Below are 23,613 nucleotides of genomic sequence, written 5' to 3' on the forward strand. Positions count from 1 at the left end.
TAATGGTATGAATACATGGGATATGCCGCGTGGAAAGAAAGTGTGGCATATCCCTTTTTAATTACCAGATATCCGGACGCCGCGTGGAAATGTTCTCCTTATACATGTTCTATCCCTGCTGTGGTAACTGGAATGGAACTTATGCAACGCTGTACTAGTACTCCATCCAGCCAGTAATCATAGTTCCAGCACTGCCTATTTTGCCATCTGCCGCGTTGTCGTCGGTCAGCGGAGGAACCACTCCGCTTCCCTACTCCGCCTTGCAGACTGACAAAATATTCAGCACTGGAATTATGATTACTGGCTGGATGGAGCATTAGATCATATGACTGAGATTGAACAGACTCAGCAGTGAAAGGAGCGACAGTGATCAAAACAAAGCTCCCAGCCGATACCGCTCGACCAATATTAAGCCCCGCCTGAATAGCCTCTCCCCTTTCCCTCTCCGAGTTGACCTGAATCACTTCATGTATTGCTGAAGTAATGTCTACAGTTACATCCATCATAACACCACACATGAACAAGCAATAAAAATTTCTGTTATAAAGATTTCTGCCAAATTCAGGTCAGTATATACCAAATATACCATACTTTGAATTTGCTAGTTAGTAAAAAAATATAAGCCTAAATATTATTAATAATAACTATTGACAAAATCAACTATAGATGATAGGATAAAGTAACACAAAGTAGTAAATTGTTACAGGTAACCTAAACATTTGGAAAGGATGTAAGAAAGTATGAAAAAAAACTTAACAGTGCATGTAAACGGAATAGACTTTTATTGTGAAATGGGTGGTAGCGGCCCCGCAATTGTGTTGGTTCCTGATGGCTGCAACGATTGTGGCCCTTTTGAAAAACTGATGGAGTATCTATCTGACGAATACACAGTAATTACTTTCGATATGAGGGGAGGATCTCGTTCCTCTGATCCGTATCCTGAAGCGGTCACTCCTTCCCGGCTCGCTGATGATGTTGCCGGTATCATTCAAAAATTAAATTTAGGTCCGGTTGCTGCAGCCTATGGGTGTAGCTCTGGAGGACAAACAGTTCTGGCTTTGGGAAAACGACACCCCGAATTATGTAACTGCATATTGCCGCATGAGGCAGCATTACAAGCGGACACACCCTTGCCAGGTGCAGGATTTATTTTCTTTGATAACATTGAGACATTTAGAACACTCATGCAAGGTTGTAAAGTTCAACCGGACGAACTTTGGGGAGTTGGTAATAAGGCAGGGATTGAAACGGTTACACCCGAAATGCATAACCGTATGGAAAAGAATCATGAGTTTTGGTTGCAATATTATCGGGGGAAAGTAGACATGGATCGCTATATGGTAGAGGATTTTGAGAAAATGCCGCCTGTTGAGTTTACGGTTGGAACCTGGACACCTTCATGGTTAGTAGTTGCTAATCTTGAAACGGCTAAAAGGGGTGATTGTCCAGTTACTTGGCTTCATTGTGCTCATCATCCTGAATTGACCTGTCCGGAGGATTTAGCAGCTCATATAAAAGCAGCAGCTAAAAAATATGCTGGCCAATCAATCGGCATTTAGCGAGAGGTGAAGATGAAAGAACAAACTAGCAATGATCGTATTGGTTTACGCGACAAAATGGGTATGCTTATTGGTGCCGAGTCGGGTATTGGGACATATATAGTCCTTTCTATGTACTTGCTCTATTTTTATTCGAATGTAATTGGGTTAAACATAGGTATTGTAGGTACAATAATCTTTGTATCAAAAATTTTAGATGGAGTTTCTGATATTGTAGCCGGTTTTATTGTTGACAGAACGAAAACCAGATTTGGAGCGGCTCGTGCCTGGGTTTTGTGGAATACGGTTCCTATGGCATTGACCTTTATTCTATTGTTCATGGTTCCGACAGATCCTGGTTTCCTTCAATATGTATATGTGTTTTTTTCCTATAATTTGTTTACTACCATCTGCTTTACCATGCAAGGTGCTTCGGGTAATAGCTTACCCACATACATAACACGAGATCAAAACAGCATTAGTACTCTGATTATGTTTCAGTATATCGGTGTAGCGGTAACTGGGTTTATTGTTTCCAGCTTTGCGATGAATTGGATTTCGATGCTTGGAGGAGATCGCAATGCGTGGCTTATGTTGTCTGGTATTCTTGCCGTTATCGGAATGGTTTCGCAGCTGTGTATGTTCTTATTTACGCGTGAACGTGTGAATCTACATAAGATGACTGGTGGTCAAAATGTGAGTATATGGGATGCCGTTCGCTCCATTTTTAAAAATAAATATTGGGTTTATACTACATTAATTGGCTGCATAACGTCCTGTGTACAAGTGGCTATGGGGATTGTGAATGCGTACTATGCCCAATATATTTTAAATGATGTTACGCTTGTGGGTCCTATAACTGCTGCTTTTATGCTGCCGCCAATATTTACATTCATGGTTATTGGCCCTCTGCTGAAAAGAATCTCTCGAAGATCTTTGGTTCGTTTTATGGCGGTTGTCGGTCTTGTAGGACAGGCGGTGATTGTTTTTGCTCCAACTACCCTGCCTGTTATCATGGCGGGCATGATACTAAAAGGAATGGCTTACGCATCCATTAGTATGACTTGTGCTGCTATGATGTCTGCCAGTATCGAATATGGTCATTGGAAGACGGGGGTGCGTTCACAAGCAGTATTGATGAGTGCAAAGAGCATGGGAGAGAAAATAGCCACCGGCGTGGTCAGTGCTGTCATTGGTTGGATTCTTGCATTTGCTGGATTTAATGGCATGGTAGAAACACAATCTGCAAGTGCGATCGGTGCCATTAATGGTATGTTTGTGTGGATGCCTTTTCTGTTCTATGGTATAGTATTTATCTTGATTCACTTTTATCACCTGGATAAGGAGTATCCTGTTATTATGACTGAGCTTGAACAGAGAATGAGTAATACAGTGGAGGAATAGACGGAGCTAATCCTATAAATGAATAAATCGTGGTGCGAAGATAATCGTCCATGAATAGCAATTAAAAGGTCTATGCTTTATTGGCATGGGCCTTTGTATCCATATAAAGTATAAATATGGCGATGTTTTTCATGAATCTAAAATTTATCAATAGTTGATTTAATTAACAGAGCGTGATAGTATGGATACATTACAATAAAAGCAATAAGTTCTCGGAATTAGATAAATCTAATTCCAATGCAGATTGAAAATTGAATATTGGCAGTTTTGAAGAAAAGAAGATATTTTTGTGCATGAAAAGTAAACATAGCGGCAGCTATGCGTTAAAATAGGTGTTGCATATCTAACTTAATAGGTGTTAGATAGCGTTTTGAAAGTCCTCAACAGAGGGCATATTCCAGGCATCAAGGTGCTGACACATCATGATGTCATAGAGGCGGCAATATCACATCTTCGTAGAGCGGTGTTTGCCGTCTTCTAATTTATAGTCCTGTTTCTCACGCTTGTTAGAGCGTTCCACAGAAGTTCTTCTGTCATATTCCTTCCCCCATTCCTTACTGTCTCTTGGCGGTATGTTAAAAATGCGGGGATTATCCTTTAATTGTGTATGTACAGTTCGCCCATATTTAGCAGGTGAGCAAGGTGTATCACAGAAGCAGCCTTTTTGGCGGTTTGCTTTTGGACACCGGTATTTACACCGGTTTTTCTTAGGCTCATATCCATCGTGATGCATACGTAAGCCCAGCTTACAGCGGGGAACCCCATCAGGGTCAATGGTAAAAGTATCTTTGTACTTGTAGTTCCCATTGTTCGTTTTCTTTAGATCAATAAAAGGTTGAATTCCTTCGGCCTTACAGTACTCATAGACAGGGATAGCGTCCATGGCAGAGTCAAGAAGAAGTTTTTCCAGATGGAAATCAGGGAGGTAGGATTTCATGCTGAAAAAGGTGTGCAGAAAAGACAACATATCATGTCTGGAAGCACGCTCCTGTAAAGGGAAAGCAGGAAGATCACTAAAGGAATCGGACGCCACGAACATGAAAAGGTGGTATCCATTAAAATAGCATTCTCTCGAAGAGTCCCAGCCGGAGTTGGTATCTGGCTGAGAAAAAAGCGAGGAGGTCTTTACCGGAGTGCCATCACCGGCAAGAGAAAGCATTACCGGGTTAATGAGACCATTTTTAATCGCATTATCAAGGAACTGCATTCGGTAGAGCTGGAAAATAAAAGAAAACGCATGGGAGGGCTTTATGGGATGCCGCTGAAAAAACGGAAGCAGTCTGGAAGAAACAGATTCCGTATCAACAGGAGTTTTATCCTCTTTCTTTTTTCCTTTTTTGGGTTTGGTCTTCAGATAGCGTTCCTTAGGGGAAAGGTTATTAGAATCAGAGTCCCATAGACGGGAGAAAAAATCATAAAAGGTACCAATACCGGGAACATCCCCAAAGGAGAAGCCACTAAGAATAGCATACAAAGGATTTTCCTTCAGGAGAGCACCCCAGCGGGTAACGGAAGTAATCTTAAATTTAATAGATAACAGATAGGAACGAAGCATACAGGAAGGGAGCCTGGGCTCAGGTCCCAGTTTGGAATAGAGATCCATCATAAGTGAATCAGTTAAGGACAAATCAAGATGCCAAAATTCAATCATGGTTTCCCAGGTATCCTTAGAAAGAGAAAAAGGATCTGGGTAGAAATAAAAAATTTCAAACAGGATAAAATCCTGATAGGCGGCATGGCCGCCGATGTTACAAGGTAACATAAAAATCGTCTCCAGTCGATGAAAATAAATATATTCAATCGTCTTCGCCGCAAATTTTGGATGATTTGTCAAGCCATTTGGCGAAAAAAGTGGGTGATTTTTATAATAAAGGGATGAAAAGCCTTGAAAAATAAGGGCTCAGAATTCCGAGAACTTATAGCATATAACAGGAGGAAATATAATGCAAAATATCACACACTTTGCCAGTTATGGTGGTGTATTCTTTCGAAAGAGCCAAACTTATATGACAGCTGCGTTTAAAGAAATGGGCCTGAGCTTTTTGGAAGGTATCATTCTAATCAATGTCTGCGAGAACCCCGGAGCGATACAGGAACAGATTGCGTATAATCTTGCTTTGGATGTTGCTGCAGTGGCCCGATGCTTGAAACAGATGGAATCTCGGACACTGATCAGGCGAGAGATTGATGTTAACAATCAACGAACAAAAAAGACCTATGCAACGGATTTGGGAAGTGTCAATAAAGAAACGCTGGATACAATAATGCAACAATGGAATAATGCATTATTTGAGAGTCTTACAGATGAAGAGGTTCATAATATAGTAAATACACTGCTTAAGCTGCGAGAGATCTCAATCAAAATTGACACAAACCTGGTACTGCATAGAATCAAGGAACTGCCTGAAAACTGAAAATACTATAACATGGAGGATTTTGCTCCCAACCAAAAAGAATTTTTGAAGATGCTCGGTTGCACTTTAGGATATCCAGTTCTACTTCCGTCATATTACAGTGCAAACTTGAATGTTTTTTGGGGCTTACCAAATCTGTTGTTTCATGATAAAATCTTACCATTAAGAATACTATTTCTTTATAACAGTCAAAACCGGCTCCAAAACGGAACCGGTTTTATATTATCCATTACTCTCTACCGCTCTTGCAACCAATTAATTGCACGTTGGATATAAGAATCCCAAAATATCCAGTCGTGACAGCCAGGACCTTCTTCATAGGTGTAGTTAACACCCAGATCATCCATGCTTTTCCGGGTTTTTTGAGCAGCTTCATAAATAAAATCTTCTGTACCGATGGCTAGATAGATACGTGGGAGTTTGGTCCCTGTTTCCATATGTTTTGTCAGGATAGGGAGATCATCCAAGGGACTTCCAGTTCCATCAAAGGGAGGTGGTAGAATAGCCTCGAAAGGCCAAGGCGTAATATCGTACGGGTTATGCTTATATTTATTTGTTCCTACCATTGCATAACTACCCATGCCTGCGGACAAGCAGATAACGGAACCGTACAAGTCCGGTCGACGGATTCCCAGGTTCATAGCACCGTAGCCTCCCATAGATAAGCCACCGATAAATGTGTTTTCCCTCTTCTTACTCACCGGAAACATTATACGCATATATGTCGGCAGCTCTTCGGTGAGAAACTTAAAATATCTTCCACCGATAACCATATCTTGATAGAAGGAATTGTTACCTGATGGGCAGACCGTGATTATTTTTGCTTTTTGGGCATATCGTTCAATTGATGTGTAACGGTGCCAATCGCCTCGATCGCCGTGGGTTCCATGTAGCAAATACAATACCGGGTATTCTACACCTTCCTGAAAATATGCCTGGTCTGATTCCTCCGGATCGATGGGATTAGGGGTTGGAATCATGATATTAACATCGGTATTTACCTGCAATGATTCCGAAAACATTGACATTTGAATTAGTGCCATTTTGATTAAACTCCTTTCTCTCTAAAAGTACTGATACACTGCATAAGAGTTCTGATAATTTGAATTAGATTGGTTTAGCACCAGGCTTCATTCGGTCAGCCATTGTTCCACATTTGCATATAGCAAGTCCACCGATTCGAGGATATCATCACCCGGTAAATTGCTATTAATTTGGTAACCTTCCTGTCCCAATATAGAAGCGAGATTATGGTAGCTTGCCCGGTATGCTGAATTATTACTTTCAGAAAGAAATTCTGGTATGGCAGGAACCAAACTATCTTTTTCATAAATACAATCCATTGATTGTATCTTCCAATCGCCTCCAGCTTTTTTTATTTTATACAGTAAACGTACATATGAGGTTAAATCCATCGTATGATTCTCGATTTGCTTTCTTATTTGAATAGATGCCATTGTGATAGCAATTGCTTTATTTTCATAGAGCCAAACCATGGTATTGTGCAGTTTATGTGGAGCCGATACATCCATTTTACTGGATGCCTTGACAAATCCATGTCCGCTTCCATGATACCAAGATACATTTACGCTTGAATCATTCGCATAGCAGTCATACATTTGCTCCCACAAATGTTGATCACGGCAAAATCGTTCATATTCTACTATTTCTTTTACTGCGTGTTTATCAATTACTTCTTGGATTGTCCCGGTATGGGGGAGTGGAAATAACATATAATCACCTCCTAGTATAATTTTATTAATATCGTGTCTTTGAGTTTTACTAAAAACCATTTAGTTTAACTAATTTCTATAATATTACAAATAATTGATTTTGTCAATAGTTGTTGTTGTTAATATTTTTCGTGCTTTAAAAATTAATTTTACAATGAATGGTGGAAGTGGACAAGGCAATACCATGTCAAACTATACAAAACTTTTTTGCAAAGGAGCTTACATGAAGAGAAAAGAATTAAGATTGCTAAAAGGTTGAAAAAGAACCTGCGATAGCCTTAATGAAAAGCCGGAAGTATTACTATCCTGGATTGCAGGCACGATTGAACCAGGTGAAAGATCTGCGAAATACAATGAAATGTGCCTTTCGGCGCTGAGAACAGACTCCTTATGATGGACAATGTAAATGAACTTATGTATAATGAAATTTGTATGGTCAGGAACGATATTAATAACTTTTAGACGCTGACGAAATCATGGATCCCGTTTAAAGTAGTATGAAGCATACGTTTGATACAAAGGAGATTAAAAATGAAGTTTTTAGAAAAGCATCCCATGATTATGATTGTGATCGGCATCATCGGCATATCCCTGTCGGCGATCTTTGTGAAATATTCGGAGGCACTGTCGGTGGTGACAGCGGCTTACCGGCTGCTCTGGACGGTGGTGCTTATGACTCCGGTGGTATTGGGAAAGAAGGAGATCAGGCGGGAACTGGCGGGATCGGATAAGAAGACAGTGGCACTCTGCGCGGTCAGCGGTATTTTCCTGGCACTGCATTTTACATCCTGGTTTGAGTCGTTAAACCAGACGTCGGTAGCCAGTTCCACGGCGATCGTCTGCACCGAGGTCATATGGGTGGCACTCGGCTTCTGCGTGTTCTTAAAAGGCCGGCTTTCAAAGGCCGCGGTAGGAAGTATTGCGGTTACGGTGGCGGGAAGCCTGCTCATTGCGCTGTCTGATTATTCCGCAGGCGGTAATCATCTGGCTGGCGACGGGCTGGCTCTGGCGGCGGCCGTGTTCTCCGCTGTCTATACGCTGATCGGCAGAGAGGCGAGAAAGCATATGTCTACGACCGTTTATACGTACATTGTATACGTGTTCTGTGCGCTGGCGCTTTGCATTTCCACGGCGGTCAGCGGCCTATCCTTTACGGGTTACGGCGCGGCCTCCGTGGTGGTGGGACTTTTACTGGCGGTATTTTCCACGCTTCTTGGGCACAGTATTTTCAGCTGGTGTCTAAAATTCCTGTCCCCGTCCTTCGTATCAGCCTCCAAGCTGTGCGAACCGGTGGTGGCGGCCGTATTTGCAGCGGTTTTATTTGCCGAGATTCCGGCAATTCTGGCTGTGGCAGGCGGATTCGTGACGATTGGCGGTGTGCTGCTTTACTCGAGAGTTGAATCGCACAGTGAAGCACAGGAGAAAACGTGATATGTGACTTTATCACGGAAATGATTTTGCCTCCCCGCTATAATTACCTCATGATAAAAACAGAGAGGTGAACCATGCGATGGGAAATAAAACAGTAATTATCGGAGGTGTGGCGGGCGGAGCCACGACGGCGGCCCGCTTAAGAAGGCGTGATGAAAAGCGGCAGCTCATTCTGCTGGAGCGCGGGGAGTACATCTCTTACGCGAACTGCGGACTTCCTTACTATATAGGCGATGTGATAAAAAACAGGGATTCCCTTCTTTTACAGAAGCCGGAGGTCATGAAAGCCCGGTTCGATATCGATGTGAGGACTTCGAGCGAAGTGACGGCCATCCATACAGACAGAAAATCCGTTGAAATCAAGGATAAGAAGACAGGGGAGACGTACGAGGAATCGTACGATGATCTCGTCATAGCCACGGGATCATCACCACTGGTACCGCCCATTCCGGGGATTGACGGACCGGATATTCACACTCTGTGGACCATACCGGACACGGATCAGATCAAGCAGGTGCTGGCGGAAAAGAAGCCGCGGCGTGCCGCTGTCATCGGAGGAGGCTTTATCGGCCTGGAGATGGCGGAAAACCTGGTCCATGCAGGGGTGGAAGTGACGCTGATCGAGATGCAGAACCAGGTGATGGCGCCTCTCGACCCTGAGATGGCGGAACTGCTTCATGAGAATCTGACCGCAAACGGTGTCAGACTGGTTCTGGGAGACGGTGTGTCCTCGTTTGAGCGTAATAACGGCCATACGGTCATCAGACTGGGAAGCGGCAAAACCGTAGAAGCGGATCTGGTGCTTTTATCCATCGGTGTACGCCCCAACAGCAGCCTGGCGAAAGAGGCCGGGATTACCTTAAATCAGCGCGGCGGCATTGTGGTGGACTCTCATTTGAGAACTTCTGCGGATCATGTCTATGCGGTGGGAGATGTGATCGAGGTGGAGCACTACGTTCTCGGAACAAAGACAATGATTCCGTTAGCGGGGCCGGCCAACAAGGAAGCGAGAATCTGCGCCGATATTCTGGTGGGAGACGAGAAGGAATACAAAGGAACCATGGGAACCTCGGTCGCCAGAATCTTTGACTATACGGCGGCGCTCACCGGCGTGAATGAAAAGACGCTTAAATCCATGGGAAAGGTGAAAGGGACGGATTATGAAACCGTGCTGATTAACCAGAAATCCCATGCGGGCTACTATCCGGGAGCCGTTTCCCTGATCCTGAAGCTGATATTTGGAATGAAAGGAGAGGTTTACGGCGCGCAGATCGTGGGGCAGGATGGGGCCGACAAGAGAATTGATACCATCGCTTCGGTTATGGGCATGAAAGGAACCATCTACGATTTAGAGGAGCTGGAGCTGGCCTACGCGCCGCCCTATTCTTCGGCCAAGGATCCGGTCAACATGCTGGGATTCACAGCAGAAAATGTTTTAAATCATTACGTATCATTTATGAGCTGTGACGAGCTGGACCGCCTCTCGGCCTCTGAGGCGGAGAGTGACCGTCCGCTGGTCCTCGACGTGACCGAGGAGGTGGAGCGGATGGTGTACCATATATCGGGTTCGCACCACATTCCGCTGGGGCAGCTTCGGGAACGCCTGGGAGAGCTGGACCGGGAGAAGCAGATTGTGGTATACTGCGCCATTGGAGTCAGATCCTATAACGCGGCGAGAATCCTTTCACAGAATGGATTTGAAAGTGTGAAGGTTTTGGAGGGCGGTATTTCCTTCTATAAGTCCATGCATCACCGCGATTTCGAGGAAAAGGACCGGGAAGAACCGGATCAGGGAGAGAAGGTGGAAGAGCAGGTGGAAGAGAGGGATGTGATGAGAAAATCTGTGAAAATTGTAGACTGCTGCGGCCTTCAATGCCCAGGCCCGATCATGAAGGTTCATGAATCGATCCGTGAAATGGAAGATGGCGATATTCTGGAGGTTTCCGCCACAGATATGGGATTTTCCCGTGATATCGCATCCTGGTGCAGGCAGACCGGCAACACCCTGGTGGGGACAGAACGGAAGGGGCAGGAGAGCATTGTTCTGATCCGAAAGGGAATGGAGAACCGGGAAGATGAGCAGGAGACGAATCCCGCCGTTTTACACGCACCTAAAGGAAAAACGATGGTAGTATTTGACGGCGACATGGATAAGGCGCTGGCTGCATTTATCATTGCCAACGGCGCAGTCGCCATGGGAAGTCCGGTCACCATGTTCTTTACCTTCTGGGGGCTAAATATCTTAAGAAAACCGGAGAAACGCAAAGTGGAGAAGTCTCTGATTGAAAAGATGTTCGGAGCCATGATGCCGCAGGGCGCCGGAAAGCTGAAGCTTTCTAAGATGAACATGGGCGGTATGGGAACCAGAATGATGAAGAAGGTCATGGCAGATAAAAATGTGGATTCCCTTGAAAAACTGATGAACCAGGCTATGAAAAATGGCGTAAAGCTGGTAGCGTGCACCATGTCCATGGATGTCATGGGAATCCGGAAGGAAGAAATCATCGACGGCGTGGAGTTTGCCGGTGTGGCGACGTATCTGGGCGATGCGGAAAACTCGAATGTGAACCTCTTTATTTAACAAAACTTTGGTTGACTGCAAAAGGATCCCGTGAAGGCAGGGAACAGGTCTCACGGGATCCTTTTGCAGTTTTTAAACAGTATCCTTTACTTCTCATTTCTCCCATTTCCACTCATCATAAGAGCAGCGAAGCTTTTTCTCTATCTCCCCAGCTTCCCGTGTACCTGCCAGATTAAATTGTTCTTTCGGATCTTTGTTTAAATCAAACAGCAGATAAATCTCCTCCGCCTGATTAAATACTGCTTTAAATGAATCTTCCAACAGCATCGTCTCACCGAAGAGCTGTGATATCACACGCTTTTTGGCATTTCCGGTGCCGCTCATAAGCGGCAGCAGGGAGCTGGAATGTCCTGTTTCCTGGGAAATTCCCAGTAAATTGCAGAGTGTAGCTCCTAAATCCATCAGCTCGACCGGAGTATGGATGCTCTGGCCTTTTTGTGAGGGAATGGAGATCATCAGCGGTATCCTTACGGAGGTTTCCAAAAAGGTTTGTTTAAAAAGAAGTCCGTAATCGCCGTTTTGTTCCCCATGATCAGCGGTAAACACAATCACTGTATTTTCCAGAAGTCCGCGCTTTTCCAGGCAGCCGATGATCCGTCTGATCTGGCCGTCAATCAGTGTGACATGGCCATAGTAGCTGCGGCGCAGTCCAATGATATCCTGCTCCGTCATATTCCGCAAATCTTCCGTGAGACCGGGATCGTATTTTCCATTTAAAATCTCATCATATACTCCCTTCGGGCGATTGGGATTTAAGGAATACGGTGCTTTTAAGGGCGCCGGCGGCGTCATATTCCGATAGAGATCCGCATATTCTTTCGGCGTATCCCAGGGATCATGCGGTCCTCCGAAGCCAACGGTGCAGAACCAGGGGCTTTCCTTTGAAACCTGTTCCAGGTACTCGACCGCACGGTCCGCGATATACGCGTCTGCATAATCGGTTACCTCCAAAGGTGTTGGACTGCAGTCATATACGTGGCCTTTTTCATACCGTTTTTCCATGTCCCTGCAATAGCACTCGAGCAGCCCCTTTTCCTTCAGGTAATCGTAGTAGCTGGATTTTTTAATCCCATATGTACGCGGCCCCGGCAGCTCATCTACGATGTCGTAGCCATACCCTTTCGTCTGCCATTCCATGTCTCTTAAATCAGAGGCAAATTTATGAAGATGTGCTTTTCCGAAAAGAGAGGTCTCATATCCTGTATCCCGAATCTTCTGCATCCAGGTCTTCGATTCCGGCGTCAGACCGGCACAGAAATTGTCATCAATCCCCAGCTCTCCGGGATAGAGGCCCGTCGCCAGCGACGCCCGTGCCGGCATACACAAAGGTGCGTTTGTATAACAGTTCGTAAACCGTATGGATTCTTTTGCCAATTGATTGAGACAGGGCGTCCGAATGCCTGGAGTTATGTAACCCAGTGCATCGTAGGCAAACTGGTCTGCCATCAGGAATAACAAATTTTTATTCATCTAATAACTCCTCTCTTTTAAGAACACCCCGTTCCGTATAATAAGGGATATCCAGCTCTTCCAGCTTCACGACGCTTTCATGAGCCACCGCCCGTTTTACTTCCTCTTCCAGGCTCATATAGTCACCTTCCTGTCTCTTTGAAAACAGCGGCGGGTTATTTTCATGATACTTAAACCGCTTGAATTCTTCCTGTTCCACAAACTGGCCGTTTTCGACGTAACCTTTCAGTCCATACTGCGCCTCAAATGCGGTCAGCTGAGCTTTTAACTTCTCTTTGACCACGAGTGTTTTGGCGTCCGGGGCATGATAAAGCAGATTTGTCGTTTCATCCGGATCATTTTCCAGATCAAACAGTTCTTCTTTACCGCCTCCATAGTAGTAATTGTATTTATAGTTCCTCGTTATAAGGCTTATCCAGCGCAGCTTTCCGTGGCTGTGTTCCACATATTCCACCGTTCTGTCCTTTCGCCCATCCTCAGCAAAAATTGATTCGCCCGGCAATCTCTCAGGATTTGGATAGGAAACTCCCGCCACGTCCAGAACAGTAGGAAGAATATCGTTGATATCAACGAATCTATCGTCATTACTTCCGGCTTTTAGCTTGTCCGGATACCTCATAATCCATGGAATCCTTACAGAGCCGTCATACGGAAGCATCTTCTGGAAGGTTCCGTGATCCCCTAACATTTCTCCGTGATCGCTTGTGAAGAGAATCAGGGTGTTATCATATTCTCCCATGTCCTTCAGCTGCTGAAGAATTTTACCAATATTATAATCTGCGAATGAGACAGACGCGTAATAGAGTTCCCTTGCTCTCTGAAGATAAGATTCATTGGGATAGTCTGCAACATACTTTTTCCATTCCGCGATCTCGGAAATCGGCGTTTTCGACTCCTTTAGCGGAGGAAGCTCTTTTCCTTTATAGAGATCCGCCCATTTTTCCGGTACATCAAAGGGCGGATGAGGCGCTATAAAGCTGCTCCACAGGAAAAATGGTCTCTTTCCCGCATTTTCCTGCAGATGGTAAATGCTCCTCTTTGCCACCCATGTGCTGCCGTGATGCTCTTCCGGAATCAGGGACCTCTGAGGCAGCATATATAACAGATGGCGCACTCCATGGGGACTCTGCAAATGTCCATACCCGTTTTCTTTTAAATACTTCGTGTATTCATCATCCTCTAAGTATCGCGGGATTTCTTCCATCAGCTCCATTTTCGTAAATCCGTTATGCCTTCTGCACGGCTGAAAATGCATCTTTCCTATCGCAATCGTATCATAACCTGCATCGGACAGCAATTGCGGAAGCGTCGGGAGATCGTAAGGGATCATCTTTGGATCACTTTCAAAATAGTTGTCGTCAAATCCGTGATACCTGGCCGTCAGGCCGGTGATGATCTGGTGCCTGGCCGCCATACAGACGGGATTGCTGGAAAATGCATTGGGATAGCAGCAGCCTTCCGCGGCCAGCAGATCTAAGTTGGGGGTCTCCATAAAATCATATCCCATGGCGCAGATGGTATCGTATCTCTGCTGATCTGTGGTAATCAGTAATATATTTGGTCTTTTCATCCGTTGTCTCCTCTTTATAACTCTGCCCGTTCGTCTAAAGCATGCCTGATTTCCATGTTTCTCTCGTCTGTCAGCTCGTAGAAATGCATCGAAAGCAGCGACGCAGTATATCCCAGAATCGGGATTCCGAATCTTAAGACAACGATGATGAACAATACGGTCTGTGTCTGTTCCTGATTCGCGGCAAATCCAAATATACCAAGCAGATAGCTGGCCAGAAACGCGCCTATGGCGCCGCAGAATTTATTCATAAAAGAAAACGTGGAGGACACAACGCCATTTCCTTTGACACCGGTGACATACTCCGCATAATCCACACAGTCCGGAAGCATCGCCCAGGCCAGCGCACTCGGAACCGTGGAAATAAGGCCAAACAGGGTGATCAGCACGATCAATGCGGCGCTGGGAACCACTGGTTTTAGAAACAGTACGGCCAGCGGGACGATGGAGAAAAGACTTCCATACCAGTAAAGTCTCTTTTTTCCAACCTTTTTTGTTAAAAACGGGATCGCCAGGTTGGACAGGACGCCTGTCACGGTCAATGCCACGGAAGTGATGGGAACTAAATCCACTCTTCCCAGGACGTATTTAAAATAGTACATATTGACTGCTAAAAGTGCGGAGTTTGCAATCATATCCGTACCAAAAGCCGACATCAGCATGAGCAGCGGTTTGTTTTTGGTAATCAGCTGCGTCTCTTTCAGCAGATTAACCTTCGGCCTTTCAATTTTTAAATTGATGGTATCATACGGCTTCAGCCCCCACGCGACACACCAGAAGCACAGGGTAATGAGAACGCCCACCAATGCTCCGAATCGCCCCCAGCCGGTGGCTCCGCCGCCAAACACCTCGACTAACGGCAAGGCGAATGTTGTAATGAAAAAACGGCCCACCTGAATCATGACATTTTTCCATGATACGACCATGGTTCTCTCCGTGGAGTCCTTCGCCAGAACCGGAACCAGTGAGGTAAACGGAACTCCGACTACGGTGAAGGCCAGTGAGTAGAGTATGTAGACTACGTAAATAAATACCACTTTCATGGTGGAAGAAAGCTCCGGCGCACTGAACAGTAAATAGATCAGTGCTCCCAAAACCGGCGCTCCATAGATCAAGTATGGCCGGTACCGTCCCTGCTTCGTCCTGGTCTGATCCGCAAGAAAGCCCATGATCGGATCTGTTATGGCATCAATGCCCTTGGTAACAAGCATGAGACCTGCCACTGTCAAAGAACTGATACCGAAAATGTCGGTACAGAAGAATGTGAGATATACCATTATGAACTGATTGGTCATACTGTATCCAATGCCGCCTACCGCGTACTTTCCGAAATTAAAATAATCCGGCCTTCCAAATGTCTTACTCCCTGCTTGTTTCCCCATTAAAATATCCTCCTCTTACCTTTCCAGTGCTGTGTAATTGCTTTCGCTGAAACCCATTTTATCGGATTTTTCCGGGCAGTTATGATGCCATTTGGCACACTGGAAATATATTGTGTATATTGTGTAATTTGAAGACTTGAATTTGTGCACTTCTACTATACGGCATTTTTTTGCTATACGATTCTGCAATCGATGATCGCGGTCACGTTTTTTCGACAGAAAGTGCTATAATGATTATAACAAACATTTTCAAGGAGAGAAGACGCTATGATTAATACGACCGAAAATACTCTGTATCAAATCATGCAGTTCGTACAGGAACAGCACAGACAGGGGAATCCGCTGACCAGTGATATTATAAATCCATTTCTCAATCGTATGCTCACCGTACGTATGGTGCCGAAAGACAGTTATATTACTACAGTCCTTACGCCCATAAAAAAAGTCTACTATGTCATGTCAGGATCTTTCTCCATGATAAGAAGCTCTGTTGACGGAAAAAATACGATTCGAATTCAAAAGGCTCCAACATTTTTAGGGGTTGACTTTACCGTACTGTCCCTCACCGGTTATTTTGCGGATAATCTTGCACTGGAGGACTGTCTGGTTCTTAATATTGATCAGAAATATTTTTTAGAGAGTATGAAACAAAACGGCGAGATGTGTTATGAGGTCTTGTACTCGATCTGCAGCAAGTTTTTTCAGACGTCTTTCCGTTATGACCATACGCTCTTCTACGATCCATGTACAAAACTCATGATCTATATCATGGATCACTGGATTACCAATCACAGACAGCAGACAAAGTACACGATAGCAGTTCCCAATACCCGCATTGCTGATGAGATTGGCGTCAGCATAAGGACGTATTATCGCGCGGTCGCCAAACTGAAAACAGACCATTTCATCTCCATAGCTGCCGGCAATATCTGCGTTACCTATGAGCAAATACAACAGATCAGGTCCTATCTGCAAAATGCAAAGGCAGTCACAGCGCTGCCGGCCTTCCTTGAAAATAGTACGCTCATGTAAATGATTGAGATTTTATCCTGAAAAATGTACCCTTGGCCATAACAGTGTGATACAATTTATAGAAATGAAACAGAATCTATTTGTATACAAAGGAGAGAGTGGATATGGCGGAGGTAACACTGGGAAGAACCATGATTACGGTGAACAAGAACGGCTTCGGTGCGCTGCCGGTTCAGAGGGTTTCGGTGGAAGAGGCGGGGAGGCTGTTAAAAAAGGCGTTTGATCATGGAATTACATTTTTCGATACGGCCAGGGCCTACAGTGACAGTGAGGAAAAGCTGGGACTGGCTTTTGAGGGGATTCGTGAAAAGATATTCATTGCCACGAAGACAGCGGCAAAAACGGTGGAGGAGTTCCGGCGGGATTTAGAGGAGAGTCTGCGGCTTCTGAAGACGGATTACATAGATCTTTACCAGTTTCATAATCCGGCAGTCTGTCCGAAGCCGGGAGACGGCAGCGGTCTTTACGAGGCGATGCTGGAGGCAAGGGAGAATGGGAAGATCCGTCACATCGGCATTACCAACCACAGGCTGAATGTGGCGGCCGAGGCTGTCGCATCGGGTCTTTATGAGACGCTGCAGTTTCCATTTTCCTATCTGGCATCAGAAAAGGAACTGGAGCTGGTGGAAGCGTGCAGGAAGGCGGACATGGGATTTATCGCGATGAAGGCGCTGTCAGGAGGACTCATCACAAATTCCGCCGCGGCCTATGCCTATCTGGCAAAGTTCGATCATGTGCTGCCAATCTGGGGGATTCAGCGGGAACATGAACTCGATGAATTTCTTTCCTACATTGATAATCCGCCAGTAATGACAGAGGAACTGGAGGCGGTAATCGAACACGACAGAAAGGAACTGCTCGGGGAGTTCTGCCGCGGCTGCGGATACTGTATGCCGTGTCCGGCTGAGATCGAGATCAACACATGCGCCCGTATGTCGCTCCTGATCCGCCGGTCACCATCCGCGGGCCATTTAACGGAGGCGTCACAGAATATGATGATGAAGATCAAAGACTGCCTGCACTGCGGCCAGTGCAGCAGCAAATGTCCCTATGGCCTGGATACGCCGTCCCTTCTGGAGCGGAATCTAAAGGATTATGAGGAGATTCTGGGCGGAAAGGCTTACTAGGACACAAGAAATTCATTTGATATTTTACATATGCGGCTTTATAATATGATACGTTAGCAGAGAACACGATATTATGACAGGAGAGATGAATTATGAAAAAACGTATCATGCTGATCATGGTTCTGACCGCGGCCGTACTGGCCGGATGTTCCGGAAAAGCGGGCGCGGCAGACCAGACAAAATCCTCCGCTGCCACAGAGACATCTGCGGAGGAGACAAAAACAGATGAAGGTACTGCAGAAGGTACTGCAGAGACAAAAACAGACGCCGGAACAGCGGACGGCACAGGGGAAGCAGCGAAGCATCATGTAAAGATTCAGGTAAAGGACTACGGTACCATTTCAGTGGAACTCGACCCGACGTACGCCCCGATTACCGTCGAGAATTTTCTGTCTCTGGCGAAGTCCGGCTTCTATGACGGACTTACGTTTCACCGCATCATCGACGGCTTTATGATTCAGGGAGGAGATCCGCTGGGTACAGGGCTGGGCGGTTCCGATACCACCATCAAGGGTGAATTTTCCAGCAACGGAGTGGATAACCCGCTTTCCCATACGCGCGGAGCCATTTCCATGGCGCGTTCCCAGGATAAGAACAGCGCAAGCTCCCAGTTCTTTATCGTACATCAGGATAGCCCCCACCTCGATGGTGATTACGCGGTGTTCGGCTACGTGACAGACGGGATGGATATCGTTGATAAGATCTGTGAGGACACGAAAGTGACAGACAGAAACGGAACGGTGGCAAAGGAAAATCAGCCGGTGATTGAGAGCATTGAAGTGGAAGACTGAGACGAAGCGGCAGACTGAAACGAGTGATTCTTTACCAGCGATAAAATAAGCGTTTATTTAATGAAAATCAAAAGCGGCAGGGACGTCTTAAACTCGATTGGCGTCCCTGCTGCTTTTTCTGATGGATATTCCCTTCAGAGCCATTTCTTTACCCGTCCCCTCGGGATAAATACCGAATTCAGGTGCACAGCCGGCGAAAACTCGTAATTCTACTGACAGTCGGTTGCAATATTTCTCCAAATTTTGTACACTGCACTTGCTGGATAACGACTGAAAAATGGTTCCAACCGGTTGTACTCCGCGTATCTGGAACATACCATTTTTCAGGCATGTTCTGAAAAAACAGGAAAAGAGGGAATTTATGGATAATGAAAAATTCGGGCAGTTCGTGCGGTCCATGCGAAAGGAAAGACAGATGACACAGCAGCAGCTGGCGGAACGGCTCCATTTGACGGATAAAGCGGTGTCCAAATGGGAACGGGGCTTGAGCCTTCCGGATATCTCGATGCTGGAGCAGCTGGCGAAGGAGCTTGACGTCAGCGTGGTGGAACTTCTCTGCGGGGAGAGGAAGGAGGAGAGTATCCGAAAAGACGCCGTAGAAGAGCTTCTGGTGGACACTATGAGCGATTCCCTGAAAAAAGAGAAAAGGGTGCGAAGGCGCTATTTGATTCTTTTGGGCACCGTAATTGTTCTGGCGGTCCTGACTGTCCTCTATGGAAGGACCATGATCAATTTTGCGCTGGACCGGTTCTCTGAAAAATACGAGACGTCGTACCATACCAGCGAGTTTGAGATTGTGATGAAAAGGGAACAGAAGCCTGAGAGCTGTTTTATTTATAAGGAGCCTGCCGGGCAGTTCAGGAACAACTATCATGTGATGGAGGTCACAACTGACGGAAGTACCAGGGAGTTGTTTGTATTGGAAGAGGCTGGGATGGATTTAGACCGGGCGCCTCTGCTTAAAATGGACGACGACTGCCTTTACGTTCTGTTTGACGGCATGGACAACGAGGACCGGACGGAGCGGGTCTATCAGGAGGCCATTGGGGCGGATCCCCAGGGATTTCTTCCGCGGCTGTTCCGGTACGATTTTCAGTCGGGGCAGGTAAATGCGGTAACTTTGCCTGACGAGAAGCACTCACTTCTCATAGATGCATTTACGTATCAAGGAGAACCTGTGGCTGTCACGCAGAAGTTCAAGGGGCTTCTGTTCGGCCTCAATCTGGGATTTTATAAAGGAGACCGGCTCTGTATATCGGCAATGGACGCCGCGGATGGGCAGCAGGGGGCTTCCGTACAGTGGAGTCAATACTATGAAAATCTGACAAAGGACGGAGGGATCCGGTCAGCCGGATGGCTGGACAGGGACTCCTACTATCTTGCAGCTCCAAACGGAATCAGAGAGCTGGATCTCAAGTCAGGAGAAACAAAACTGGTGAAGGAGATGGATCTGCGGCTCTGCGGGCGCGCGGAGCTTAAGAAGACGGCGCTGCCGGAAGGCCCGGAATGGGCGGTTGTATATTCCATAGCGGAAACGGTGGGGGAGTATGGGTATCCGCAGGAATGGAAGACGGTTGTCCTGGGGTTAGACGAGTCTTTTGAATCTATGGGGCAGGTGGAAATGCCTCTGTATGCGTCTGCCGTGGAATGGGGGAAAACCAGCGTTATGATATCCGACGGAGGAGAGGAGTTTCAGAGTATACTGGTGGACTTAAAGTCCATGACAGGCCAGGAGGCGGTCCGCGCCGGACGCGGGGAGCTGGAGAGCAGCCTGTATGGAGCATCCTGGCAGCAGAGGAATCTGTACCGGACAGATGCGCTGGAGGAAAGTACCATTCAGTGGGTCTATTTGGAGGGCAGCGGAGAATACCGCCTGTCCGGGACGGAAAAGGGAATAAAAGAGAAATAAAGTATTAAGTAATTCTTACACTTAAAAAAAAGGGTTGTACTTTTGCTCTATATGGTGTTAAGGTATAGAAAGAGAAGTCGGCGGAAGTTTTTAACCGGACGGCGCTCAATTCTTAAAAGGTTTTAAGGTAAGGTGAATGAGTATCAGAATGAAGAAAACAGGAATGCTTGTAAGAGGTGCCCTGCTGGCGGCAGTATTTATCGTAATGTCGGCACAGGCTGTACTGGCAGATGACACGACCAGATTCGTACCGGGAACAAAGGTAAACGGCATCGGGATCGGCGGACTTACCGTGGAGGAAGCGAAAACACAGATAGAAGGCTTTTACAGTGCAGAATACAAGCTGACGATAAAGGAGAAGGATGGTAAGACAGAGACTTTAAAGGGCGGCGACGTCGGATACAAGGCGGCGGCCCCGGAAGGGCTCTCGGCCATTCTCGACGAACAGAACGCCTCGGGGCGTGTGTCCGGACCTTCGGCGGACAATTCCCACAGCGTGAATATGAGCGTACAGTTTGATGAAGGAACTCTGACGAATGCGGTGAATGGACTTTCCTGCATCAGCGGGTCAGATATTGTAGTGACACAGAATGCCCATATTACGGCATATCAGGAGGGAACTCCCTTTACGATTATCCCGGAGGTGCAGGGGAACAACGTGGATAAGGAAAAGGTTCTGGCTCTTATCAGGGAAGCTGTGAAATCAGGCAGCAGTGAAGTGGATTTAGCGGCAACCGGCTGTTATGTGACTGTCAGTGTAACCGCGGAGGACGCGGCGCTTAAGGATCTCTGCGACACCATGAACCGGTGCAGGGATATGGTCATTACGTATCAGTTTGGAGAGCAGACAATAAAGCTCGAAGGTGAAACCATCTGTACCTGGATTCTCGGAAGCACCCAGGATGGGCTTGTGGATGTGAATTACGACATGGCCGCGGCGTTTGTAAAATCCATGGCAGATCAGTTTGATACGGCAGGAAAGACGCGGGCGTTCCATACGACAACGGGAAAAGATTTGAATCTTACCGGCCCCTATGGATGGAAGATTGACCAGGCGGGCGAGACGGCATCGCTGATCGCCATGATCCGGACCGGACAGAGCCAGCTAAGAGAGCCGGTTTACAGTAAGAAAGCTCAGGACCGGACCACGGACTGGGGAAATACGTATGTGGAGATTGATTTGACGAACCAGCACGTATATATGTATAAGGACGGCGCTTTAGCCTGGGATGCACCCTGCGTCACAGGTAATGTCTCCAAGAATTACACGACTCCCGAGGGAATCTACAGCCTGACCTATAAGCAGACGGATCGGATTCTCCGCGGGGAGAAGAAGGCTGACGGCACATATGAGTATGAGAGCCACGTAGATTACTGGATGCCGTTTAACGGCGGAATCGGCCTTCATGACGCCAGCTGGAGAAGTAAATTCGGCGGCACGATCTATCAGTACGGCGGAAGCCACGGCTGTATTAACCTGCCTTCGGCGAAGGCGCAGACTCTTTACGATATGGTTTACACCGGCATACCGGTTATCTGTTATAATTAGTTGAATAGAATATTTTTGAATATTAAAAAGTCCGGGCCTGCCGGACACGCTGACCGTCAGTGTGTCCGACAGGCCCGGACTCTTTATTCTGCCTCACGGCATTCCGTCGAACGCAGGTAAGAGGATCTTAAAAAATGAACTGTCTTGTCAACTGCCATTTTGATTGACAAGACAGATGGATTATGGTAAATTTAAACAAAAGGGCAGTACTGTTTTTGGCGAAAGTGTCAGAGAGATAAAGGAAGTACAGCCCTTTCTGAACGTGAAAACAGATAACAGAAATGAGAAATAAGAAGGGAGATGGGAACATGGATGAGATCATGCCTCATATCAGGCTGTCAAGGGAACAGGCCGCGGACTATGTGCTTTTGCCCGGAGATCCGCAGAGGCTGGACCGGATAGCGGAATGCCTTGAAGGAGTGAAAGAACTGGCTTATAACAGGGAATACCGGAGCCTGAGAGGACTCTACAAGGGCGTTTCGGTCATGGCGGTATCCACGGGGATTGGCGGAGCGTCCACCACCATAGCGGTGGAGGAACTGGCAAGAATCGGTGCGAAGTCGATGATACGGATCGGAAGCTGCGGCGCTTTAAAAAAGGGGATCCGGCTGGGGGACTTAATTCTGGTAAACGGCGCCGTGCGGGATGACGGTGCCTCGGTCACTTATGTGGACAGTATTTACCCGGCCATACCGGACACGGAACTGTTAGCGGCATGTATGGAGAGCGCAAAGGAGCTGGGGGCGAAGTCCCATGTGGGAATCGCCAGAAGTCATGACAGCTTCTATATCGACGACGAGGAGGCGGTCAGTACCTACTGGGGGGAGAGGGGCGTGCTCGGCTCCGATATGGAAACGGCGGCGCTGTTTGTCGTCGGAAGGCTGCGGGGCGTAAGGACGGCCTCGATCTTAAACACGGTCGTGGAATGGGAGGATTCTCTGGAGGATAACATTAACAGCTATACAGGCGGAGAGTCCGCCATGATGCAGGGGGAACGGATGGAGATTCTTACAGCGCTTGAAGCGTTTGTACGAATAGATAAAAACAAACAGGGAGGCAATTCGTATGAGTAATATTTTTAAGACCAAATTGAATGCAGCATGTATCGTTCTGATTCCGGCCTGTATCGGGATCAACTATTTAGGGAAGCTGTTCGCGTCAGTTTTAAAGCTGCCGTTATGGCTGGATTCCATCGGAACCTGCATCGGCGCGGTGCTGGGAGGTCCGATCATCGGAGGAATCTGCGGTGCGGCGAACAACTTAATCTACGGCTTTACCACGGGTGATTCCATCACCCTGGTCTATGCGCTGACCAGTCTCGGTATTGGCGTTGCAGTCGGAATCATGGCAAGACTCGGACGCATGAAGAAGTTTTCCGGCGCTGTTTTAACGGCATGTGTGGCCGGATTTGTAGCAGTTCTTATTTCCACACCGCTCAACATCGTGTTCTGGGGCGGTACAACCGGTAACCTCTGGGGCGACGCAGTATTCGCATGGTCTCAGGCTTCCGGCCTTCCGGTAGCTCTGGGCTCCTTCCTGGACGAAGTGATCGTCGATGTTCCGGATAAGCTGATTACACTGTTAATTGTGTTTGCCATCATCAAGGGACTGCCGAAGAAGCTGACCTCCCTCTATGAGATGGGCGATGAGGTGGAAAGCCTCGATTAATCATGAAATTTTAA

At 46.7% G+C, this 23,613-nt stretch carries 19 protein-coding genes; 12 read left to right on the forward strand and 7 right to left on the reverse strand.

The genetic code is table 11. The features are described from left to right. Positions 1-98 precede the first annotated feature (98 nt). Positions 99-518 carry a YibE/F family protein gene (locus DFR60_RS31535; RefSeq protein WP_167437735.1) on the reverse strand — a complete coding sequence of 140 codons (420 nt, stop codon included), beginning with the start codon at positions 516-518 and terminating at the stop codon, positions 99-101. A 222-nt stretch (positions 519-740) separates the two neighbouring features. Here DFR60_RS31535 and DFR60_RS25835 point away from each other — a divergent pair, with 222 nt between their 5' ends. Continuing rightward, positions 741-1,559, forward strand: a complete 819-nt coding sequence (locus tag DFR60_RS25835) for an alpha/beta hydrolase (RefSeq protein ID WP_110325674.1) — start codon at positions 741-743, stop codon at positions 1,557-1,559. 12 nt (positions 1,560-1,571) lie between these two features. Then, entirely contained in the window at positions 1,572-2,942 is a 1,371-nt protein-coding gene (locus tag DFR60_RS25840) for an MFS transporter (RefSeq protein ID WP_110325676.1), read from the forward strand. A gap of 445 nt (positions 2,943-3,387) precedes the next feature. Here DFR60_RS25840 and DFR60_RS25845 read toward each other — a convergent pair whose 3' ends face one another. Then, on the reverse strand, positions 3,388-4,704 hold the full coding sequence (locus tag DFR60_RS25845; protein WP_243005185.1) for a hypothetical protein: 1,317 nt from the start codon (positions 4,702-4,704) through the stop codon (positions 3,388-3,390). Positions 4,705-4,885: 181 nt separating this feature from the next. Here DFR60_RS25845 and DFR60_RS25850 point away from each other — a divergent pair, with 181 nt between their 5' ends. Continuing rightward, entirely contained in the window at positions 4,886-5,356 is a 471-nt protein-coding gene (locus tag DFR60_RS25850) for a MarR family winged helix-turn-helix transcriptional regulator (RefSeq protein ID WP_110325678.1), read from the forward strand. 236 nt (positions 5,357-5,592) lie between these two features. On the opposite strand, the gene DFR60_RS25855 is transcribed toward DFR60_RS25850, so the two are convergent. Further along, entirely contained in the window at positions 5,593-6,399 is an 807-nt protein-coding gene (locus tag DFR60_RS25855) for an alpha/beta hydrolase (RefSeq protein ID WP_110325680.1), read from the reverse strand. Positions 6,400-6,486: 87 nt separating this feature from the next. Next, on the reverse strand, positions 6,487-7,089 hold the full coding sequence (locus tag DFR60_RS25860) for a nuclear transport factor 2 family protein (protein WP_167437736.1): 603 nt from the start codon (positions 7,087-7,089) through the stop codon (positions 6,487-6,489). A gap of 531 nt (positions 7,090-7,620) precedes the next feature. Here DFR60_RS25860 and DFR60_RS25865 point away from each other — a divergent pair. Both DFR60_RS25865 and DFR60_RS25870 read left to right on the forward strand, forming a co-directional pair. Further along, a complete protein-coding gene (locus DFR60_RS25865; protein ID WP_110325684.1) occupies positions 7,621-8,520 on the forward strand; it encodes a DMT family transporter in 900 nt (299 codons plus the stop codon). A 79-nt stretch (positions 8,521-8,599) separates the two neighbouring features. After that, entirely contained in the window at positions 8,600-11,101 is a 2,502-nt protein-coding gene (locus tag DFR60_RS25870; protein WP_110325686.1) for an FAD-dependent oxidoreductase, read from the forward strand. Positions 11,102-11,194: 93 nt separating this feature from the next. Here DFR60_RS25870 and DFR60_RS25875 read toward each other — a convergent pair whose 3' ends face one another. Genes DFR60_RS25875 through DFR60_RS25885 form a run of 3 tightly spaced genes read right to left on the reverse strand, consistent with a single transcriptional unit; the run spans position 11,195 to position 15,523 of the window. Beyond that, positions 11,195-12,571, reverse strand: a complete 1,377-nt coding sequence (locus DFR60_RS25875; RefSeq protein WP_110325688.1) for a sulfatase family protein — start codon at positions 12,569-12,571, stop codon at positions 11,195-11,197. Continuing rightward, the gene (locus DFR60_RS25880) at positions 12,564-14,141 is read right to left on the reverse strand and encodes a sulfatase family protein (protein WP_110325690.1); all 1,578 of its coding nucleotides are present in this window, start codon (positions 14,139-14,141) and stop codon (positions 12,564-12,566) included. Before DFR60_RS25880 ends, DFR60_RS25875 begins: the two co-directional genes overlap by 8 nt. Positions 14,142-14,155: 14 nt before the next feature. Continuing rightward, positions 14,156-15,523, reverse strand: a complete 1,368-nt coding sequence (locus tag DFR60_RS25885; RefSeq protein ID WP_110325692.1) for an MFS transporter — start codon at positions 15,521-15,523, stop codon at positions 14,156-14,158. Between the two features lie 267 nt (positions 15,524-15,790). On the opposite strand from DFR60_RS25885, the gene DFR60_RS25890 reads away from it, so the two are divergent. The 7 genes from DFR60_RS25890 to DFR60_RS25920 all read left to right on the forward strand — a co-directional run bounded on the left by DFR60_RS25890 (position 15,791) and on the right by DFR60_RS25920 (position 23,599). Then, entirely contained in the window at positions 15,791-16,555 is a 765-nt protein-coding gene (locus tag DFR60_RS25890) for a Crp/Fnr family transcriptional regulator (protein WP_110325694.1), read from the forward strand. 104 nt (positions 16,556-16,659) lie between these two features. Continuing rightward, positions 16,660-17,682, forward strand: a complete 1,023-nt coding sequence (locus DFR60_RS25895; RefSeq protein WP_110325696.1) for an aldo/keto reductase — start codon at positions 16,660-16,662, stop codon at positions 17,680-17,682. Positions 17,683-17,774: 92 nt separating this feature from the next. Then, complete coding sequence (locus DFR60_RS25900) at positions 17,775-18,473, forward strand: peptidylprolyl isomerase (RefSeq protein ID WP_110325698.1); 699 nt, start codon at positions 17,775-17,777, stop codon at positions 18,471-18,473. A gap of 361 nt (positions 18,474-18,834) precedes the next feature. Further along, positions 18,835-20,382, forward strand: a complete 1,548-nt coding sequence (locus DFR60_RS25905; protein WP_167437737.1) for a helix-turn-helix domain-containing protein — start codon at positions 18,835-18,837, stop codon at positions 20,380-20,382. A 148-nt stretch (positions 20,383-20,530) separates the two neighbouring features. After that, positions 20,531-21,931 (forward strand): L,D-transpeptidase family protein, encoded by a 1,401-nt coding sequence (locus DFR60_RS25910; RefSeq protein ID WP_110325702.1) that lies wholly within the window; start codon positions 20,531-20,533, stop codon positions 21,929-21,931. 308 nt (positions 21,932-22,239) lie between these two features. Next, entirely contained in the window at positions 22,240-23,004 is a 765-nt protein-coding gene (locus tag DFR60_RS25915) for a nucleoside phosphorylase (protein WP_110325788.1), read from the forward strand. Further along, positions 22,997-23,599 carry an ECF transporter S component gene (locus tag DFR60_RS25920; protein WP_110325704.1) on the forward strand — a complete coding sequence of 201 codons (603 nt, stop codon included), beginning with the start codon at positions 22,997-22,999 and terminating at the stop codon, positions 23,597-23,599. The genes DFR60_RS25915 and DFR60_RS25920 overlap by 8 nt, the downstream gene beginning before the upstream one ends. Positions 23,600-23,613: the final 14 nt, after the last annotated feature.

It is taken from the genome of Hungatella effluvii (assembly GCF_003201875.1).
In the GTDB taxonomy this organism is placed as follows: domain Bacteria; phylum Bacillota; class Clostridia; order Lachnospirales; family Lachnospiraceae; genus Hungatella; species Hungatella effluvii.

Excerpts from the sequence above, each read along its gene's own strand:
- DFR60_RS31535 (WP_167437735.1), bottom strand. The coding sequence starts at position 518 with ATGTGTGGTGTTATGATGGATGTAACTGTAGACATTACTTCAGCAATA.
- DFR60_RS25835 (WP_110325674.1), top strand. The coding sequence starts at position 741 with ATGAAAAAAAACTTAACAGTGCATGTAAACGGAATAGACTTTTATTGT.
- DFR60_RS25840 (WP_110325676.1), top strand. The coding sequence starts at position 1,572 with ATGAAAGAACAAACTAGCAATGATCGTATTGGTTTACGCGACAAAATG.
- DFR60_RS25845 (WP_243005185.1), bottom strand. The coding sequence starts at position 4,704 with ATGTTACCTTGTAACATCGGCGGCCATGCCGCCTATCAGGATTTTATC.
- DFR60_RS25850 (WP_110325678.1), top strand. The coding sequence starts at position 4,886 with ATGCAAAATATCACACACTTTGCCAGTTATGGTGGTGTATTCTTTCGA.
- DFR60_RS25855 (WP_110325680.1), bottom strand. The coding sequence starts at position 6,399 with ATGGCACTAATTCAAATGTCAATGTTTTCGGAATCATTGCAGGTAAAT.
- DFR60_RS25860 (WP_167437736.1), bottom strand. The coding sequence starts at position 7,089 with ATGTTATTTCCACTCCCCCATACCGGGACAATCCAAGAAGTAATTGAT.
- DFR60_RS25865 (WP_110325684.1), top strand. The coding sequence starts at position 7,621 with ATGAAGTTTTTAGAAAAGCATCCCATGATTATGATTGTGATCGGCATC.
- DFR60_RS25870 (WP_110325686.1), top strand. The coding sequence starts at position 8,600 with ATGGGAAATAAAACAGTAATTATCGGAGGTGTGGCGGGCGGAGCCACG.
- DFR60_RS25875 (WP_110325688.1), bottom strand. The coding sequence starts at position 12,571 with ATGAATAAAAATTTGTTATTCCTGATGGCAGACCAGTTTGCCTACGAT.
- DFR60_RS25880 (WP_110325690.1), bottom strand. The coding sequence starts at position 14,141 with ATGAAAAGACCAAATATATTACTGATTACCACAGATCAGCAGAGATAC.
- DFR60_RS25885 (WP_110325692.1), bottom strand. The coding sequence starts at position 15,523 with ATGGGGAAACAAGCAGGGAGTAAGACATTTGGAAGGCCGGATTATTTT.
- DFR60_RS25890 (WP_110325694.1), top strand. The coding sequence starts at position 15,791 with ATGATTAATACGACCGAAAATACTCTGTATCAAATCATGCAGTTCGTA.
- DFR60_RS25895 (WP_110325696.1), top strand. The coding sequence starts at position 16,660 with ATGGCGGAGGTAACACTGGGAAGAACCATGATTACGGTGAACAAGAAC.
- DFR60_RS25900 (WP_110325698.1), top strand. The coding sequence starts at position 17,775 with ATGAAAAAACGTATCATGCTGATCATGGTTCTGACCGCGGCCGTACTG.
- DFR60_RS25905 (WP_167437737.1), top strand. The coding sequence starts at position 18,835 with ATGGATAATGAAAAATTCGGGCAGTTCGTGCGGTCCATGCGAAAGGAA.
- DFR60_RS25910 (WP_110325702.1), top strand. The coding sequence starts at position 20,531 with ATGAAGAAAACAGGAATGCTTGTAAGAGGTGCCCTGCTGGCGGCAGTA.
- DFR60_RS25915 (WP_110325788.1), top strand. The coding sequence starts at position 22,240 with ATGGATGAGATCATGCCTCATATCAGGCTGTCAAGGGAACAGGCCGCG.
- DFR60_RS25920 (WP_110325704.1), top strand. The coding sequence starts at position 22,997 with ATGAGTAATATTTTTAAGACCAAATTGAATGCAGCATGTATCGTTCTG.